Origin of the sequence: Spiroplasma endosymbiont of Nomada ruficornis, assembly GCF_964030795.1 — a bacterium.
Lineage (GTDB): Bacteria > Bacillota_I > Bacilli_A > Mycoplasmatales > VBWQ01 > Spiroplasma_E > Spiroplasma_E ixodetis_A.
The window spans coordinates 947,954-965,073 of the sequence record NZ_OZ034962.1 but is presented as its reverse complement, the minus strand read 5'-3'; the positions used below and the strand labels follow the sequence as shown (position 1 = coordinate 965,073).

Annotated in this window: 19 protein-coding genes; 12 read left to right on the top strand and 7 right to left on the bottom strand. The window is 23.2% G+C overall.

What is annotated here, in order from left to right; all coding sequences use genetic code 4:
• Positions 1-12 precede the first annotated feature (12 nt).
• Positions 13-876, bottom strand: a complete 864-nt coding sequence (locus AAHM79_RS05850) for a ribonuclease HIII (protein WP_342257334.1) — start codon at positions 874-876, stop codon at positions 13-15.
• A gap of 131 nt (positions 877-1,007) precedes the next feature.
• Between AAHM79_RS05850 and AAHM79_RS05845 the strand changes: the two genes are divergently transcribed.
• From AAHM79_RS05845 to AAHM79_RS05820, 6 genes are all read left to right on the top strand, one after another.
• Positions 1,008-1,328: a holo-ACP synthase gene (locus AAHM79_RS05845; RefSeq protein WP_342257333.1), complete on the top strand. Its 321-nt coding sequence runs from the start codon at positions 1,008-1,010 to the stop codon at positions 1,326-1,328.
• A 28-nt stretch (positions 1,329-1,356) separates the two neighbouring features.
• Complete coding sequence (locus AAHM79_RS05840; RefSeq protein ID WP_338959314.1) at positions 1,357-2,664, top strand: thymidine phosphorylase; 1,308 nt, start codon at positions 1,357-1,359, stop codon at positions 2,662-2,664.
• A gap of 75 nt (positions 2,665-2,739) precedes the next feature.
• A complete protein-coding gene (locus AAHM79_RS05835) occupies positions 2,740-4,053 on the top strand; it encodes a hypothetical protein (protein ID WP_342257332.1) in 1,314 nt (437 codons plus the stop codon).
• A 155-nt stretch (positions 4,054-4,208) separates the two neighbouring features.
• Entirely contained in the window at positions 4,209-4,967 is a 759-nt protein-coding gene (locus AAHM79_RS05830; protein ID WP_342257331.1) for a segregation/condensation protein A, read from the top strand.
• Positions 4,960-5,541, top strand: a complete 582-nt coding sequence (gene scpB / locus AAHM79_RS05825; RefSeq protein ID WP_342257330.1) for an SMC-Scp complex subunit ScpB — start codon at positions 4,960-4,962, stop codon at positions 5,539-5,541. Before AAHM79_RS05830 ends, scpB begins: the two co-directional genes overlap by 8 nt.
• Positions 5,534-6,271, top strand: coding sequence for a pseudouridine synthase (locus AAHM79_RS05820; RefSeq protein ID WP_338959663.1), 738 nt, complete (start codon positions 5,534-5,536; stop codon positions 6,269-6,271). The genes scpB and AAHM79_RS05820 overlap by 8 nt, the downstream gene beginning before the upstream one ends.
• Before the next feature lie 195 nt (positions 6,272-6,466).
• Here AAHM79_RS05820 and AAHM79_RS05815 read toward each other — a convergent pair whose 3' ends face one another.
• Complete coding sequence (locus tag AAHM79_RS05815) at positions 6,467-6,637, bottom strand: hypothetical protein (RefSeq protein ID WP_342257329.1); 171 nt, start codon at positions 6,635-6,637, stop codon at positions 6,467-6,469.
• 576 nt (positions 6,638-7,213) lie between these two features.
• Here AAHM79_RS05815 and AAHM79_RS05810 point away from each other — a divergent pair.
• The 4 genes from AAHM79_RS05810 to AAHM79_RS05795 all read left to right on the top strand — a co-directional run bounded on the left by AAHM79_RS05810 (position 7,214) and on the right by AAHM79_RS05795 (position 11,843).
• A complete protein-coding gene (locus tag AAHM79_RS05810; protein WP_338979395.1) occupies positions 7,214-8,164 on the top strand; it encodes an IS30 family transposase in 951 nt (316 codons plus the stop codon).
• Between the two features lie 220 nt (positions 8,165-8,384).
• The gene (locus AAHM79_RS05805) at positions 8,385-10,319 is read left to right on the top strand and encodes a hypothetical protein (RefSeq protein ID WP_342257328.1); all 1,935 of its coding nucleotides are present in this window, start codon (positions 8,385-8,387) and stop codon (positions 10,317-10,319) included.
• A 266-nt stretch (positions 10,320-10,585) separates the two neighbouring features.
• Complete coding sequence (locus AAHM79_RS05800; protein ID WP_338979395.1) at positions 10,586-11,536, top strand: IS30 family transposase; 951 nt, start codon at positions 10,586-10,588, stop codon at positions 11,534-11,536.
• 181 nt (positions 11,537-11,717) lie between these two features.
• A complete protein-coding gene (locus tag AAHM79_RS05795) occupies positions 11,718-11,843 on the top strand; it encodes a hypothetical protein (protein WP_338959655.1) in 126 nt (41 codons plus the stop codon).
• A gap of 428 nt (positions 11,844-12,271) precedes the next feature.
• Here the strand turns inward: AAHM79_RS05795 and AAHM79_RS05790 are convergent, their stop codons facing one another.
• The 3 genes from AAHM79_RS05790 to AAHM79_RS05780 all read right to left on the bottom strand — a co-directional run bounded on the left by AAHM79_RS05790 (position 12,272) and on the right by AAHM79_RS05780 (position 13,685).
• Positions 12,272-12,952 (bottom strand): hypothetical protein, encoded by a 681-nt coding sequence (locus tag AAHM79_RS05790; protein WP_342257327.1) that lies wholly within the window; start codon positions 12,950-12,952, stop codon positions 12,272-12,274.
• Positions 12,953-13,103: 151 nt separating this feature from the next.
• Positions 13,104-13,430 carry a hypothetical protein gene (locus tag AAHM79_RS05785; RefSeq protein WP_342257326.1) on the bottom strand — a complete coding sequence of 109 codons (327 nt, stop codon included), beginning with the start codon at positions 13,428-13,430 and terminating at the stop codon, positions 13,104-13,106.
• Between the two features lie 117 nt (positions 13,431-13,547).
• Positions 13,548-13,685: a hypothetical protein gene (locus tag AAHM79_RS05780; protein ID WP_342257325.1), complete on the bottom strand. Its 138-nt coding sequence runs from the start codon at positions 13,683-13,685 to the stop codon at positions 13,548-13,550.
• 220 nt (positions 13,686-13,905) lie between these two features.
• Between AAHM79_RS05780 and AAHM79_RS05775 the strand changes: the two genes are divergently transcribed.
• On the top strand, positions 13,906-14,856 hold the full coding sequence (locus tag AAHM79_RS05775; RefSeq protein WP_342257324.1) for an IS30 family transposase: 951 nt from the start codon (positions 13,906-13,908) through the stop codon (positions 14,854-14,856).
• A gap of 85 nt (positions 14,857-14,941) precedes the next feature.
• Here AAHM79_RS05775 and AAHM79_RS05770 read toward each other — a convergent pair whose 3' ends face one another.
• The gene (locus AAHM79_RS05770; protein WP_338959635.1) at positions 14,942-15,232 is read right to left on the bottom strand and encodes a hypothetical protein; all 291 of its coding nucleotides are present in this window, start codon (positions 15,230-15,232) and stop codon (positions 14,942-14,944) included.
• 285 nt (positions 15,233-15,517) lie between these two features.
• Between AAHM79_RS05770 and AAHM79_RS05765 the strand changes: the two genes are divergently transcribed.
• Positions 15,518-15,871 (top strand): hypothetical protein, encoded by a 354-nt coding sequence (locus AAHM79_RS05765; RefSeq protein ID WP_342257323.1) that lies wholly within the window; start codon positions 15,518-15,520, stop codon positions 15,869-15,871.
• Positions 15,872-16,072: 201 nt separating this feature from the next.
• Here AAHM79_RS05765 and AAHM79_RS05760 read toward each other — a convergent pair whose 3' ends face one another.
• On the bottom strand, positions 16,073-17,023 hold the full coding sequence (locus AAHM79_RS05760) for an IS30 family transposase (protein WP_342257214.1): 951 nt from the start codon (positions 17,021-17,023) through the stop codon (positions 16,073-16,075).
• Positions 17,024-17,120: the final 97 nt, after the last annotated feature.

Here is a 17,120-nt window from a genome sequence, read left to right as displayed (position 1 = left end):
TACCTTTACAATTTAGCATTTAAAAAATTCAGTAAATGATTTTTTGCTATGACGTTCAAGAAATTTATTAAATTCAATTGTTTTTTCATTTTTAATTTTTTCTAAAAATATATTAACTTCTTTTCCAGTACCTAATGGAATTGTATTAGTGTCAATACCTTTTATTTTTTTAATTTCTTCTAAAAATAAATAACGACTAATAATAGTACTACAAGCGATAGCTAAATACTTACTTTCTGCATTAGTAACAAATTGAACTTTATCTTTAATAATTTTATTACGATTATCTTTCATATTTTCAATGTATTTGTAATATGTATCTTCATTAATATATTGATCAATAACTATAGTATCATATTGAATTCTATGTTGTAACATACGAACTAATGCTTGATTTTCTCCTCAGGTTTTAATAATATTGGGGCTATAACCCGCATCAATTCATTGATTATATTTACGATTGTTAATGATTACTGACTCAAAAATAATTGTTTTCATAATATCTTGTGCTAATTCAATAAATTTACTTTGTGATAAGTCTTTATAATCGCGAATGTTAAGTAAACGTAATTTTTCTAAATTACCCGAACCAATATAAGAACTAATAATAACAAGTGGACCAAAAAAATTATTAATACCAAATTCAGCATTGCCAATGACTGGTGATTGATTTTCATCAAGTTGATTTCAAATTCTACGATATTCTGCAATAATATCCTCTTTAGTACCTTTAAAAATAACTTTTTCTTGATAAATTTCAATTGTTATATTATGATATTGAAATAATTCATAACTACTATTTTTATTATCAACTTTATAGTTTTGGTAGTGTTCTTTAATTAATGATTTTTGTTTTTGATTTAAGTAAAATGTCATTAATATACCACCATCTTTTCAAAATTTATTTGATTTATTGAAATTAATATCACACTTTCTTTCATATTAATTATATAATAAAAACAATGATTTTAGGGTTTTAACCTTTTATTTTATATAAGGAGTTAACAATGCGTAGTGTAGGTATAGATATTATTGAAGTAAATCGAATAGAAAATATTGAAGAATTTGCTAAAAGAATTTTAAGTAAGAAAGAAATTATACTTTTTAATCAATATTCTTTACAACGTCAACAGGAATTTTTGTCAGGAAGATGAGCATTAAAAGAAGCAATTTTTAAGGCATTACCACAAGAAAAGTTAACATTTAAAAATATTGATATTAGTTATAATCAATATAATCAACCAATAACTATCATTAAGAATTATCAATTACTTTTATCTTTATCACATAATGAAACTAATGCAATTGCAATTGCAATTGTTATTTAATAAAAAGAAAGTAAGGTGTTTTATTAAAATGTATATGATTGATTTAATCTCTAAAAAGAAATTAGGACAAAGTTTAAATAAAGAAGAACTAAAATTTTTAACAGAAGGTATTGTCAATGAAACAATACCAGACTATCAAATTAGTGCTTGAGCAATGGCTGTTTATTTTCAGGGAATGACTAATGATGAATTAGTAGAATATACAAAAGCCGTTATTAATAGTGGTGAAACCATGGATTTATCACAAATTACTGGTTTTAGTATTGATAAACATTCAACTGGTGGTGTTGGTGATAAAACTAGTTTAGTATTTGGTCCATTAGCTGCTGCTTGTGGATTAAAGGTTGCAAAAATTTCTGGAAGAGGATTGGGTATTACTGGTGGTACTATTGATAAACTGGAAATAATTCCAAATTTTAAATGTGATTTGGAAATATCAGATTTTATTAAAGTTGTTAATAAAGTTGGTATGAGTATTATTAGTCAAACTAGTAATTTAGTGCCTGCTGATAAAAAATTATATGCATTACGTGATGTTTCAGGAACAGTTGATTCATTGCCATTAATTGCTGCTAGTGTTATGTCTAAAAAAATAGCAATGGGTGCTGATTTAATTTTACTAGACATTAAATGTGGAAAAGGCGCCTTTGTTCAGGATATAGTAACTGCAAGAAAGTTAGCAAAATTAATGGTACATATTGGTAAAGCTTTTAATAAAAAAATTTATGCTATTATTAGTGATATGAATAAGCCTTTAGGACAAACAATTGGTAATGCATTAGAATTACAAGAAGTTATTTTAAGTTTAAAAAATAAAGGACCAGAAGATTTGAAAATTCTTGTTAGTAATTTAGTAGCTTTAGCCTTATTGGGAGCTAAAAACGTAAAAACCTTAAAAGAGGGTATTGATAAAGTTAATGCTATGTTTACTAGTGAAAAACCACTACAAATTTTTTATGATTTTGTTAAAAGTCAAGGTGGAGATACTAAATATCTTGATAATATTGATAAATTACCACCAGCTAAATATATTATTAAAGTTAAGGCACAATTATCGGGCTATTTAGATGTTACTAATAATTATGCTTTAGGTGAATTATCAGTAATATTAGGAGCAGGAAGAACTACTAAAACTGATATCATTGATCCAGTGGCAGGAATTTATTTAAAACAAATTCATGGTCAAAAAGTTGAAAAAAATAGTGTAATTATGGAACTCCATACTAATAAAGATCAACATTTTCATCAACAATTTTTAGATTTGGCAATTTCTACATTTCAGATTACTAATAAAAAATACGATATTAAACCAATAATTTTAGAAATAATAATGTAATTTAGTTTAAAATTGTTTATAATGTTACAGTATTTTAAAAAATATTAATTAAATGAAATGATAAGGAGCGTTTTTGTGAAATCTTTATTAAAATTACTGGGCACACTTGCTTTAGCAACAACACCAGTTGTAACAGTTGTTGCTTGTGGTAGTGAAAATAATCAAATGACTCCAAGGGATATTCTTAATTTTGCTGCCTCTTTTGTTACTGATAGTAGTGTGCAAATTAAGGCTGATCTTAATTTATCAGATGATACCAATATAGGAGAAATGAAAAGTAAAATTTTTAGCGAATTAGATACTTCTGTGCAAACAGCTATTGGTAACTTTTTCTCTAGTAAACTTAAAGAAAGTACAAATGAACATCCAAAAAATTGATATCACCCTGATGCACATGTCAAAATTATGGACTATGTTCCAAAAAAAGATAATGATAATGATGAAAAAGACAAACCTAAGTTTGTTTTACCAACTGGTAGTGAATTAGTCAATGGTCATTTATGAGTAAAAGCGGAAATCTCTTATTTAAATTTACCATCAGTTACTAAAGATATTAAAATTACAATTAATAATGATACAAGTCATACTAGTGATCAAAAAAAAGCTGATGCAATTAGAGACTTTATTAAAGAAGAAATTACTAAAGGTAATCTAAATATTAATGTTGAAAATTTACCAATAACTGGAGAAATTAAAGGAGCAGAAAAAGAAGAAATTGCTAGAACTCAGTTATCATATATTAAACAAAATTTAATTGTTGCCATTAAAGATAAAGTTCAATATTCTGGTTTAAGTTTAAGTTTTGAATTTTCAGGTGATTTTTCAAATGTTCCTAAATCAACTTTATTTAAAATGGCAGATCCAACGGTGACCAATAATGATGATAAATCAATTGTATTTAATGGTAATGTTAGTAATATTACTATTGATTTCTTAGTTGGTAATGATGGTAATTCTACTTTTAATACTGGTGATATTGAAAGTACTACTGCTATTAAGATTAACCAAACTTTTGTTGATGCAACAACACAAATTTCAAAAATATTTTCTGACTGAACAGTTGATACAGTAAAGGAATTACCAAAAGCTTCAGATAAGTATTCAGATTATGACAAAGATGGAAAAATAAAAGAACAAGTTATAACAAATGGTTATTTTGCTAATATTAATAAAATTTATAGTATTCTTGTTCCTAAATGAAATAATGTAATAACTATTACTAATCCTGAAAGTAGATTTAATCTTAATCCTAATGAAAAAAATGGTTATTTTAATTTAAACTTTAAATTAGAATATGATCTAAGTAAAGTCTTTCCAGATATAAAGACAACTTCAAAATTTGAAATATCTGCTGAAAATATTCATATTACGTTACGTGAAGTTAAATAATAATATTTAAAAATATAATAACTTTTAAAACTTATTTTAATCATTAAAAAATTAAAAATAAGTTTTTTTTATTTATTAAAGATTAATCAAGTACTATTAAATTAAGTTATAATTAATATTAATAAGTATAAAATGATATTGAGGGAACGAGAATAATGTTACAACCAGTAATTACAATTGAATCTTTTCAAGGACCAATGGATTTGCTTTTGCATTTAATTAAAGAAAAAAATATTGATATTTTAGATTTAAATCTAAATGATGTTACTAACCAATATGTTCATTTTATTAATGAAGAATTAATTAAAAACATTGATTTAGTAAGTGAATATTTACCGATTGCTGCTTATTTATTAGAATTGCAATCAAAACAATTATTACCAAAACAAGAACTATTACTAGTAGTAGATAGTGCTTATGAAAATGAAGTTAATCGTCAAAAATTAATTGCTCGTTTATTAGAATATAAAAAATTTAAAGAAATAAGTAATCATTTTAAAGAACAGGCTGTATATAGAACCCAATTATTAACAAAAGCACCTAGTGATTTAAAAACATATTTAGTTGATGAAATTACACCAATTTTGGTAAAAAATAATGTTAATAAACTAACACAAGCAATGTTAAACTTATTTAATAGACTACAAAATGAAAATAAATTACCAGTTAATTTAGCATTAAACTTAATTTCAGCTGAAGATCGAACTAAAGAAATTAAACAGTTACTGAAAAAAAATCCCAAGCAACATTTTACTTTAGAACAATTATTTTTTACTAAAACATTAACTTTACATTATTTTATTATTACTTTTATTGCAATTTTAGATCTTGCAAATCATCAAATGTTACATATTATACAAACTAATACTTTTACTGAAATTACAGTAATTTATCGAGGTGAGAAAAATGAATAATAGCAATTGAAAAACAAACGAAAGATTAGCAGTTTTACAAGGTTTATTATTTATTGTTGGCAATGAAGGTCTTGATTTATTAACACTTGCTGAATATTTAGAATTAACAAAAAAACCAAAAACTGTTGAAAATTTAATTGCATCTTTACAAATGAAATTAAATGATGATGATACCAGTGGTTTAAGTTTAATTAAAGTTGGTAATATTTATAAATTAACAACAAAACCTATTCATTATAATCGCTATCAAGTATTAAAACAACAACCTTTAATACGTTTATCACAAGCAGCTTTAGAAACACTAGCTATTATTGCTTATAATTATCCAGTTACTAAACCACAAATTGAAGATATTCGTGGTGTAAATTGTGATTCTATTATTTTTAAACTAAAAAGTTTAAATTTAATTACCGAGATTGGTCGTAGTGAATTACCGGGAAAACCAATTTTATATGATTTAACTGATGAATTTATGGATCATTTTAATATCGAATCTTTAACTCAATTGCCAACTTTGCCTCAATTTAATAACCAAAATGATGAACAAGAAATCTACAACTTTACTAATGAATAATGATTTAGAACGCTTGCAAAAAGTTATTGCTAATTCTGGAGTATGTTCACGACGAAAAGCAGAATTACTAATTATTAATGGGCAAGTAACAGTTAATGGGCAAATTATTACAACGTTAGGTTTTAAAGTTACAAGTAGTGATGTTATTAAAGTTAATAATCAAATTATTAAGCAATCTAATCATATTTATTTAGCATTTTATAAACCACCTAATTGTTTAACAACAGTAAGTGATCCTAAAAATCGACCAACGGTAATGAATTATTTTACTAATATTAATAGTAGAATTTACCCAGTCGGTCGTTTAGATTTTGATACTTCAGGTTTGTTGTTAATGACTAATGATGGTGAATTTACTAATGCTATTATTCATCCTCGTTATAAAATAGATAAGGTATATGAAGTATTGGCAAGTGGTATTTTGTCATCAAATGCTATTAAAAAACTACAAGACGGTATTATTTTATCAACTTCATTTACAACTTCTCCTGCTATTGTTAAAATAATTTATAAAAATATAAAAAAAGAAAATACTTTACTACATCTCACTATTCATGAAGGACAAAATCAACAAGTTAAACGTATGATTAAAGCAGTAGGAAGTAGAGTAATTACTTTAAAGCGTTTACAAGTTGCTAATATTACTTTAAAAGATTTAGCAATGGGTGAATATCGTTATTTGACAGAAGAAGAAGTAACAACATTGATGAAATTGAGTCAAAAGAGTTAAAATAAAAGAATAATTTATTTTTTAAATATAACAACTTTTTATATTTTCTGGGTTTGTCTTTATATCAAAAACCTTATTTATTTCAATAATATTATCAGCAAAATCTTTTGCTGTTTTTATTTCGTCTTGTAATTTTTTATTTGTAATAATATCATTTTTAAAATTTTTCAGTATTTCAATAAGATTATTTAAGTTTTAAAATTTATTTATTTCTTTAGCAATAGCGTATTTTTGTTTTTCACAGATTTTAATACCGATATCTATTCAATCTTGTAATTTTTTTATTTTTCATTTTTGATTTGGAGTTATTAATGGTGGATTTTGATAATTGTTAATTGCATGATACATGCTTGTGTTAAAAACCATTATTCTTAATCCATTATTACTTAATTCTTGGTGAAAATATTTATTTAAGTTACCTTTATTATTTAAAAGATAATTAATAGCATTATGTGTTCCGCGATCTCAATTTCTTATAATTTTTTGAAAAAAACTCAACTTTGTATTATTGGATTTATAGGTCTTTGACTTTGAAGAATAAAATATTTAACACTTCTGAAACGAATACTTTCTGATGTAGTTAGAATTACTCCTATTAATGAGCATTTAATTTGATTTTCATTTAAGTTAGAATTTGTTAACAATAAAAAATCATTATGTATTGTTTGTCAAGAATAATTATTATGTGCCTGGAGTCCATTACTTGCTACATAACTTCCTACAAAAGGTAAAGATTTGCAAAAAATATTTTTTATATTAGGATTTATTAATGTGCTGTCTTCAAAATAATAATAAGTTGTTTCAAAAGTAAATCCTTGTAGGTATAAACTTTTTGAACGCTGAATTATACTTGTAATTGCAAGTAAATAAAATTGCAAAAAATTCTCATATAAAAATTTCATAATGCTAAATTTAGTTTAGAAAAAAGTAAGGAGTTTTTATATGAGTTATAAACATCTTGGCATAGATGAAAGGATTTATATTGAGAATCAATTGAAATTTAAATTTAAAATTAGTGAAATAGCTAAAAATCTTAATCGAAGTATTAGTACTATTATTCGAGAAATTAATAGAAATAAAGATAATAATCATTATTTTTCATTAATTGCACAAAATAAAGCTGAAAATCGAAAACAATCACATATTAGTTTTCATAAGTTTAAAAATAAGAATTTAGTAAAATATGTACAACAAAAATTACTATTAGGTTGATCACCTGAACAAATTTATGGCAGAATTAAAAATTTTCATAAAGAGTGAGTGATTAGTTTTAAAACAATTTATACTTGAATTTATTTTGGAATGCTTGATAAAGTTACTAGTAAAAATTTAAGAAGAAAAGGTAAAAAACGAAAATCTAAAGAAAATCGTGGCAAGTTTAATGGTAAATCAATTAAAGAACGAGATATAAATGTTAATGATCGTATAACACTTGGTCATTGAGAAGGAGATACTATAGTATCATCACGAGGTAAAAGCAAATCATGTTTAATAACTTTAGTTGAAAGAGTATCACGATTTACTTTAGCAATATTAGTTAAAAACAGAACTACTAAAGTTATTAATAAAAATGTCAGTTATTATTTATCAATTCTTCCTAAAAACATTGTTAAAACTATTACTTTTGATCGTGGCAAAGAATTTTCAAATTGACAACAACTTGAAAAAAATTTAGATGTAAAAATTTATTTTGCCAATCCATATTCACCTTGACAAAGAGGTACTAATGAAAATACTAATGGTTTAATTAGAGAAAAATTTCCTAAAAAATTTATTTTTTCAAAAACTAATAAAAATGAAGTTCATAAATTTATATTGTCTTTAAATCAAAGACCGAGAAAAATATTAAATTATCTTTCACCAATCGAATATTTGGATAGAAAAATAATTTAGTTGCACTTACCTTTACAATTTAGCAAATTAATAAAGATGTACAAAATATTTCGATTTCAACTCCTTCATTAAAAGTACATACATTAAAAATGTAAAATATATAACAAGCTATTTTTTAATAAAATCATTTAAAAATCTAGAATTTAATTTTTTTTAAATTATGATATAATCACTTTAAAATAATTATTAATTTTTTACAATATTTAAATGAGGTATATATATGAAAAAACCATTATCATTTATGGGTGCATTATTATTATCAAGTGCAGTCACTGCTAGTACAACGGCATGTAATAATCTAACTATATTCAAAAAAGATTTAAAAAAAGATTTAACACAAACAGATTTAAAAATTGTACCAGAGGAACATCGAGGAACAATACCTACAGATTATGAATTAAAATCACAACTATTTATTTTAAATCATGAACTTCATACTGATAATATTAAAATTATTAATAAAACCACTAATTATGCTTTTGTTGTTGGTGATGGTATTTTTTATAATCAAGATAAAATTAAAATTACTTATCAAATCCAAACTATTGATATTAGAACAATAATTGTTGATGGAGCATCCATTGGTAATTTTAGTACTAGTGGTCAAAAACCTACTGTGGAAGCTGTTTACAGTCGTATTCAAGAAAAATATTCTAATTTAGAAATGGATCGCCTTAAAATTGACGTTATTTCTAATAAAGAAGCAACTATTACAGGTATTACGGGTGATGATATTATTCCTCTTTATACTGGTAAGGTAACAGTTACATTTAGTACTAATGATAGTGTTGATTTAAGTACTATTATTAATAAAAAAGATTTAACGGTTAAGACTAGTGGTCATGATATACCATCAAATAATGATGTAATGAGAGCATTACGTGATACTTACCAAGAAAAGTTAGATACTTCTTTTATTGCAATAGAAATTACTTCTACTAATAGTGCCACTATTACTAGTACAAATCAAAAAAAATATACTGGTAAAGTAATACTAAGTTTAAATCTTGATATTAGAATTGCTCTTAAAGACGTTATTAATAAGGGATTAGATAAAATTGCTATTATAGGAAAAGTAATAACTTTAGAAGATGTTAATAGTGCATTGAAAAAACAATATTCAAGCTTAAATATGAATGCTATTCAAGTAACGTTGCAAAATAATAGTGTTACTATTAAATCTATTAATCAATATGTATACACTGGTCCTAATGTAGTAATTGATAATTTACTTATTGATTTCAATAGTGTTTTAAATAATAAATTACCAACTTTTAATATTCCTGGACAAAACAAACCAAGTAAAGGACAATTAATTTCAGCACTTAAAACCGCTAACTATAATCTTGATGTAAGCAAAATTATAGTTGATAAAATTACTGATAATAGTGCAGTTATTAATGGTGATGGTAAATTTTATAGCAATGATAGTATTGTTGTTACTTATGATTGTGATAAAACAGAACTTTTAAGTGATGTTTTTAAAAATTTAAATTTAGGAACAATTAAAACTAATGGATTATCAAAACCAAATATGGAAGAAATTAAAACTGCGATTAGTAAAAGTAATCCAAATGTAAAGTTAGATGCAATTAAATTTAGTGAAGATGATATTACTAATCAACAAGTAACTATTAGTGGTGATGAAACTATTTATAAAGGGAAGATAGTTGCTGATTTTACTATTGATAGTAGTATTATTAATAATGATCAACTAAATTATAATTATAGTGAAACTAATAGTGTTGGTTCATTAAAAAGTACTTGAACCAGCCCCGATATTACTCTATTATCTAATTGAACAAATTATGCACCAGATTGAGATAGTTTTTCTAATAAGTTTAGTAAATTAAGTTTTGGTGATAATTCGTATTTTAGTCTTTATTGTAATACTTATACTGATCAAAAATTAAAAGGTTCGCAATTAAGTATTAATACTAATGATATTAATAATGATAGAAACAAAAATATATTTGAGCTTAGTTATTATTATGATGGTGGATTTTGAGGAGCCTTTCTTGAATTACATGGTTATATTCATATTTGACATGATGAAGAAAATGTTTATGTAAGCATTAATTGAAGCATTGACACAGTTAAATGTTTCCGTGATCGAGTATGGAATATTAACTTGCAAGGTGTAACCTTTAGTTAGAATTTAACAGATTATATTTATATAGTTTTACTGTTAATCATATAATTTTGAAATATTAATTTTTATTAAAAAGATAAATGAGAGATAATACTCTCATTTTTAATATCTTTTTATATAAATTGAGTAAATAACTAAAAAAGGATATACAAAGTAAGTTTAAAAGCTGAATTATACTTGTAAGTGCAAGTAAATAAAATTGCAAAAAATTCTCATATAAAAATTTCATAATGCTAAATTTAGTTTAGAAAAAAGTAAGGAGTTTTTATATGAGTTATAAACATCTTGGCATAGATGAAAGGATTTATATTGAGAATCAATTGAAATTTAAATTTAAAATTAGTGAAATAGCTAAAAATCTTAATCGAAGTATTAGTACTATTATTCGAGAAATTAATAGAAATAAAGATAATAATCATTATTTTTCATTAATTGCACAAAATAAAGCTGAAAATCGAAAACAATCACATATTAGTTTTCATAAGTTTAAAAATAAGAATTTAGTAAAATATGTACAACAAAAATTACTATTAGGTTGATCACCTGAACAAATTTATGGCAGAATTAAAAATTTTCATAAAGAGTGAGTTATTAGTTTTAAAACAATTTATACTTGAATTTATTTTGGAATGCTTGATAAAGTTACTAGTAAAAATTTAAGAAGAAAAGGTAAAAAACGAAAATCTAAAGAAAATCGTGGCAAGTTTAATGGTAAATCAATTAAAGAACGAGATATAAATGTTAATGATCGTATAACACTTGGTCATTGAGAAGGAGATACTATAGTATCATCACGAGGTAAAAGCAAATCATGTTTAATAACTTTAGTTGAAAGAGTATCGCGATTTACTTTAGCAATATTAGTTAAAAACAGAACTACTAAAGTTATTAATAAAAATGTCAGTTATTATTTATCAATTCTTCCTAAAAACATTGTTAAAACTATTACTTTTGATCGTGGCAAAGAATTTTCAAATTGACAACAACTTGAAAAAAATTTAGATGTAAAAATTTATTTTGCCAATCCATATTCACCTTGACAAAGAGGTACTAATGAAAATACTAATGGTTTAATTAGAGAAAAATTTCCTAAAAAATTTATTTTTTCAAAAACTAATAAAAATGAAGTTCATAAATTTATATTGTCTTTAAATCAAAGACCGAGAAAAATACTAAATTATCTTTCACCAATCGAATATTTGGATAGAAAAATAATTTAGTTGCACTTACCTTTACAATTTAGCAAAAATTAAAATTAAAAATTATTAATTTATAATTATTATAAACTTAATATAGTTTTTATTTTAAAATAAATGAGTTTAGATTGAAAGGAAAAAAATGATGAATAGAGGGTAAGAAATAAATATATTAAATGTAGAGATAAGTTTAATTGAACAAAAAATGGCTATTATTAAAAGTAATTTAGAAACTTGTATCAAAAATATAAGTGATAATCAAAGACAAGTATCTAATTATTTAGAACAACTTAAAAGAGAAGAATTAGAACATAAAAATTTATTGTCTTAACCATGTTTAGAAAAAAGTATAATGATAGTAATAAATCCAATACAAGTTATAGTAAATTAACATAATTGAAGTAATTATATAAGTTTTATATTTAATTTATTTAATAAAAAGTTATCATTTCTGATAACTTTTTTATATGTTTATTTATATTATTGAAAATTTCATTTAAGTAATCTTGTTGAAAGTTGGTTTTAAAAATTTTGAAAGTGTTGAAAATCAAATTTAATTTATTCTGTAGGAGCTATTCCACAATCAATTCTATGGATACTTACATTACCAAAATGGATTTCTAAAAAAACTTTTGAATTTGGAAAATTTCCTGTTACTGGTGTTCAAGTGTTACTATCACTAAAAAATTGTGTAGAAATTTTTGTATTTAGTATTTTAACTAGTTCATCAAATTGCTTTTGTTTATCATTAGTTTTAAATTAAAATTTAAAACTAGTAATCGGATTACCTTGTCTAAAACCTTCTTCTGTTGTTAATTTTAAAGTACTTTTATTAAATATAGTATTAGTAATAATTATATTATTAATACCTAATTGATTATTTTTGCTTGTATTGATAGTATAAGATGTAATAAGTTTATCAATTTTGTCATCTTTGTTTACAATATCAATTTGACAAGTACCGTCACTAACTTGAAAGTCATTTTCATTATTTTCTGTAATTTTACCTGGATTACTATTTCTAACTTTTGCAATTAAATTACTAATTTCATTAACATCATAACTTGAATAATCCTGATTTTCATTACCAGATGTATATCCTAATTCTTGTAAAAATGCTGCAGCATGCTCATTTCTTGCTTTATATTTTTTTGAAGTAGAACCTGTAATTAATAATTTATTTTTAAAGAGATTATCGGGTGTAATTAATGAATCATCGGCAATAATTAAATATTTTTCGTTATTACTATCATAACTTAATTTTTGTTGGATTAAATTTATTGAGTTATCTGAATTATATCATCCTAATAATTTTGCATATCTAGAATTTAAATCAGGCACTTTTATTGAATCATATTCACAAGCAATAATTGAGCTTGTGCTAATAGAAGTTAAAGTAATTGCACTCATCATTTTTAATGTTATTTTTATACTTCTCATATTTGTACCCCCATAAATAGTATTAATTACTTTTAATGATTTATAACTATCATTTAGAGTAATATTCTAGTATAAATTATATATTAATTTTATAAATTGAGTTTTATGAGTAAAAGTAGTTTAGTAAATAACACCGATAATATATCATATATTATTGAACAAAAGCATAAGCAATAAAGTAACCAATGAACATTAGATCAAGAATATAAGTAATAATATGAATATCTTTATATTTTTTATTAATTATTGATACCAAAGTATAAATCAAATAACCAATTGCAATACCATTAGTAATTGAATAAGTAATTATCATAATAATAATTGTAAAGAAAGCCGCAATACTAATCTCAGATTTTTTTCATTCGATGTTTATTAATTGTTTTATCATTAAACTACCAACAAAAATTAAAGCTGCTCCAGAAACACAAGGAGTAATTAGCTTAAATATTGGATATAAAATAATAGCAATTAAAAACATTGTTCCAGTAATTATGGCTTAAAATCCGGTTCTAGCACCTTGTGCAAAACCAGTTGAAGATTCAATATAAGTAGTAATTGGTGAACAACCAATTAAGCTACCTGATAATGTACCAAATTAGTCAGCCATTAATGCTTTTTTATTTAATTCATAATTACTATTAACTTGTTCATTAATTTGATGAGTAATTGAATATAAACAACCTGTTGCATCAAAGAAAGAAACAAATAAAAAGACAAAAATAGCAATATACATTGTTGGTGAACTTCAAATTTTCGGATTTACAATTGCATTATAGGTATTGTTTCAATTAATTTTTCAAGAACTAAAATCTGAGTAACTTCAATTAGTTCAATGTGCAAAGTTTTTTTGCTGAATTATACTTGTAAGTGAAAGTAAATAAAATTGCAAAAAATTCTCATATAAAAATTTCATAATGCTAAATTTAGTTTAGAAAAAAGTAAGGAGTTTTTATATGAGTTATAAACATCTTGGCATATATGAAAGGATTTATATTGAGAATCAATTGAAATTTAAATTTAAAATTAGTGAAATAGCTAAAAATCTTAATCGAAGTATTAGTACTATTATTCGAGAAATTAATAGAAATAAAGATAATAATCATTATTTTTCATTAATTGCACAAAATAAAGCTGAAAATCGAAAACAATCACATATTAGTTTTCATAAGTTTAAAAATAAGAATTTAGTAAAATATGTACAACAAAAATTACTATTAGGTTGATCATCTGAACAAATTTATGGCAGAATTAAAAATTTTCATAAAGAGTGAGTTATTATTTTTAAAACAATTTATACTTGAATTTATTTTGGAATGCTTGATAAAGTTACTAGTAAAAATTTAAGAAGAAAAGGTAAAAAACGAAAATCTCAAGAAAATCGTGGCAAGTTTAATGGTAAATCAATTAAAGAACGAGATATAAATGTTAATGATCGTATAACACTTGGTCATTGAGAAGGAGATACTATAGTATCATCACGAGGTAAAAGCAAATCATGTTTAATAACTTTAGTTGAAAGAGTATCACGATTTACTTTAGCAATATTAGTTAAAAACAGAACTACTAAAGTTATTAATAAAAATGTCAGTTATTATTTATCAATTCTTCCTAAAAACATTGTTAAAACTATTACTTTTGATCGTGGCAAAGAATTTTCAAATTGACAACAACTTGAAAAAAATTTAGATGTAAAAATTTATTTTGCCAATCCATATTCACCTTGACAAAGAGGTACTAATGAAAATACTAATGGTTTAATTAGAGAAAAATTTCCTAAAAAATTTATTTTTTCAAAAACTAATAAAAATGAAGTTCATAAATTTATATTGTCTTTAAATCAAAGACCGAGAAAAATACTAAATTATCTTTCACCAATCGAATATTTGGATAGAAAAATAATTTAGTTGCACTTACCTTTACAATTTAGCTCTTTTAATTCATTAAAAGTTAATTTTTCAGATAAGTTAAAGATTTTTTTCATTTCTTTTGTTATTGGTTTATTAGGAAAAAAATTTGTTGGTATAAAATTTCTATTACTGTTAATGTAGTAAGAGTTATGCCAAAAATAACAAAAATTTTAGAATAGTATTCTAATCAAGTAATATAGTCAGTTAAAGTTGTTTTTAATTTTTTATATTCAAGTTCATTTATATTTTTTTCTGAACTATTATTTATTTTATCTAGTTCTTCAGTACTTTTTTTATGTAATATTCAAACTGTGATAATTGTAATTCAGTTTAATGCTAATATACATTTTGTTTTATTGCTAATTTTTTTCATATTTTTTACCCCCGTAAAAATAAAATACATTTTTTTAAATTTTTATTTTAAAAAAATGTAAACACTAATTTTTAAATAATATATTAAAGTATAACATTTATAATATTTAAAAATATATTTTTATTAAATTTAATTAAAACTTAAAATTTTATTTATTTTTTGAATTATGGAAATTTGTTGTAAAAAAGACAAAATTTGATAACATATAATTATTATTGAGTTTATATCACCCATTACTTTAAATTAAAGTAAATGGTTTTTTGTTTAAAAAAAGGAGAAAAAAGAATGGCTGATAAAACAAATTTGCAAACATTTCATCAAATCATTAAACAACAAAGAATAAATGATATTTTAAATAAGTCAGAAATTGCTATAAAAGCAAGACATGGGGGCTTAACAATAAGATTTGAAAAAAATAAAAAAAATATAAATAATACTGAATTTACTAGTTCTTTTAATTCAAGTCAAATATCACAAACTAAAATAATTGAAAATGGATCACAAAAGTATAGATATAATTCTGTAACAATTTTAGATCTTGATAAACAAATAGCAAAGAAAATAATAATTGAAGAAGCAAGAGCACACAGAATATTAAATTTACAAAAAGAAAAGGGAGCGTACCGATGTTGTCAATAATATTCAAATTTGTCTTTAAATTATAAGTTTAGACGAGAATAATTTAGACTTCAATATGCAATTGTAAGTTAATCTTAACACTTCAAAAATATTAGTCAACAATAATACTTACTTTTATAACTCAAAAATTCTTATTAAAGTTTTCTTTAATAAGTTTTATTTTATTTTTATTTATTTGCTAAATTGTAAAGGTAAGTGCAACTAAATTATTTTTCTATCCAAATATTCGATTGGTGAAAGATAATTTAGTATTTTTCTCGGTCTTTGATTTAAAGACAATATAAATTTATGAACTTCATTTTTATTAGTTTTTGAAAAAATAAATTTTTTAGGAAATTTTTCTCTAATTAAACCATTAGTATTTTCATTAGTACCTCTTTGTCAAGGTGAATATGGATTGGCAAAATAAATTTTTACATCTAAATTTTTTTCAAGTTGTTGTCAATTTGAAAATTCTTTGCCACGATCAAAAGTAATAGTTTTAACAATGTTTTTAGGAAGAATTGATAAATAATAACTGACATTTTTATTAATAACTTTAGTAGTTCTGTTTTTAACTAATATTGCTAAAGTAAATCGTGATACTCTTTCAACTAAAGTTATTAAACATGATTTGCTTTTACCTCGTGATGATACTATAGTATCTCCTTCTCAATGACCAAGTGTTATACGATCATTAACATTTATATCTCGTTCTTTAATTGATTTACCATTAAACTTGCCACGATTTTCTTTAGATTTTCGTTTTTTACCTTTTCTTCTTAAATTTTTACTAGTAACTTTATCAAGCATTCCAAAATAAATTCAAGTATAAATTGTTTTAAAACTAATAACTCACTCTTTATGAAAATTTTTAATTCTGCCATAAATTTGTTCAGATGATCAACCTAATAGTAATTTTTGTTGTACATATTTTACTAAATTCTTATTTTTAAACTTATGAAAACTAATATGTGATTGTTTTCGATTTTCAGCTTTATTTTGTGCAATTAATGAAAAATCATGATTATTATCTTTATTTCTATTAATTTCTCGAATAATAGTACTAATACTTCGATTAAGATTTTTAGCTATTTCACTAATTTTAAATTTAAATTTCAATTGATTCTCAATATAAATCCTTTCATCTATGCCAAGATGTTTATAACTCATATAAAAACTCCTTACTTTTTTCTAAACTAAATTTAGCATTATGAAATTTTTATATGAGAATTTTTTGCAATTTTATTTACTTGCACTTACAAGTATA